At 59.8% G+C, this 1,846-nt stretch carries 2 protein-coding genes; both read right to left on the bottom strand.

Annotated features, from left to right (window positions below; all coding sequences use genetic code 11):
• Positions 1 to 43: 43 nt before the first annotated feature.
• Positions 44 to 403 carry a LysR family transcriptional regulator gene (locus NCT32_RS36775; protein WP_311768221.1) on the bottom strand — a complete coding sequence of 120 codons (360 nt, stop codon included), beginning with the start codon at positions 401 to 403 and terminating at the stop codon, positions 44 to 46.
• Positions 404 to 1,238: 835 nt separating this feature from the next.
• Positions 1,239 to 1,550 carry a hypothetical protein gene (locus NCT32_RS36770; RefSeq protein WP_250491540.1) on the bottom strand — a complete coding sequence of 104 codons (312 nt, stop codon included), beginning with the start codon at positions 1,548 to 1,550 and terminating at the stop codon, positions 1,239 to 1,241.
• Between the last annotated feature and the right edge of the window lie 296 nt (positions 1,551 to 1,846).

Here is a 1,846-nt window from a genome sequence, read left to right as displayed (position 1 = left end):
GTTCCGGGCTACGCCCTTCACCGCTGCCGCCATGCCAGTTCTCTCATCCTGATTGACGCGCTGTTCTCATCTTGATTGACGCGCGGCACATCTGTCCAAACATCACAGGTGCAGTGAGAACGAGCTCTCCCCGTGGGGTGGTGTATTCGCCAGCCGCGGCTCGTTCGACTTCCTCGATGTCTTCCATGATGCGTTTGACCGACTCGACGTAAGCTTGGCCCGAATCGGTCAAGGTCAGCTTTCGCGTTGAACGATGCAGCAACTTCGTGCCAAGGTACTCTTCGAGCTCGGTGACCTTCCGGCTGACGGTCGGGAGCGGCATATGCAGAGCCTTCGCCGCCGCCGTGAGGCTACCCTTTTCGATCGTGAGCAGCACGATCGACATTGCTTCCAGTCTATCCATTAAACCTTCCACCCAATGAAAGATGATCTGCAAATATGAAGATATCATTCCTTCTGAGTGAAAGATTGTAGGGCCCACTCCTCCCGGCTGAAACATGATCGGCTCGCAGGCACCGGTGGCAGGGGGCGCGTCGACCGCCAGGATGCGAGCGCATGGCGCGTGCAGCCTTTCACGGCCAGAACGCGATCGAATATAGGGAACAGCAAGACCGCTCCCACATGCCTTGCCGAACATCTCGAATTCGCTGATATGCGGATAGTCTTGATAGACTAAGTAAGTAAATGGCCGTCGCACGTTTTCAAACGGCCATCTCAACTGCGCGAAGGCGACTGGCGGGTGTGGGTCCGTCTACGGAAGTTCGGCTTTCAACCATGGATCGCGGTGTTCGAGGCGACCTCGGATTTCCGGTTCGGCCATGAAGGGACGATCGCGACCGTCATTGCCTGGACATTCGAACCGCGGCTGGCCTCCGCGAAGCGTCGTTCAAGCTTGAAAGATCTGCACTTGGAACTGTGGTTCATGGCTCTCCGAACGGCGGCCTCTGATAGCTTTTGCTTCATTACATGGTGGGCGCACACCCCCAACGCCGGGCGCCGACGGAACAATCCTGCAAAGCGCGCCGTTGGCAGCTCCCAGCCTCGTAGAGATGCCCACGCTGCCCGGGCCGCAACAGGCTCAGCAGTCGATCGTCGTGTGCGATCTGTTGCGTACTCGAACGGGCAGGGGACCGCGGGAGCCGCTTTCGACGTCGTTGTCAACGTGATCAGGCTCGCAAAACAATGACCCGCCCGACCAATCGACTAATGCCTAGGTCACGATTGCAGCCCGCCCGCGATCAGCGCTTGCGGTCGGAAAGCCGGCCGATGAACCTCCACCCGTGATCGGGCAACCACACGTAAGTGAATCCCGTCGGACCGTCGATAAACACGGTCATCGGCTGCTCGCCTGCGGACGCCCCTTTTTGTTGCTCCGCCGATGCAGGTGTGATCCGCGCTTCGCCGGGTTTGAGTCGCGCATCGCGATCGTCGAGTCGCCATCCCTCTTCATTGATGTAAGTCAGGCGTGACGTTCCGCCCGACGGCGTTTGTACCGTTATGGTCAGCGGAATGGTATCCACGCCGATCGGCTGAACGCCGGCTGACGCCATGTTCCCCGCCATCGATTCTGCGCTCGCTGCTGCCGGAGTCTCCGCGCCGGCGACGGACATGCCGGAGTGGCCGACCGCGCCGAGCGGGAGGAGTGCAAGCATGAGGCATATGGAGCGCTTTGCTTGAGGGTTCTTCATCTTATGTACCTCCGCGCTGGCCGCATCGGGCGCCCGCGTATGCTGCGACTGGGTTCCGGGCAGCCGCATGCTGTCGGCATATGTGAACTTTCGCCGTTAAGGAACCAAACCGTTTTCGGCGTAAAGGCGCCAGGGACTTTTCGGCGTTTAGGCGCCAC

It is taken from the genome of Caballeronia sp. INML2 (assembly GCF_023631365.1).
Lineage (GTDB): Bacteria > Pseudomonadota > Gammaproteobacteria > Burkholderiales > Burkholderiaceae > Caballeronia > Caballeronia turbans.
The sequence above is the reverse complement of the archived record's forward strand: the minus strand, read 5'-3'. Positions and strand labels throughout refer to the sequence as shown.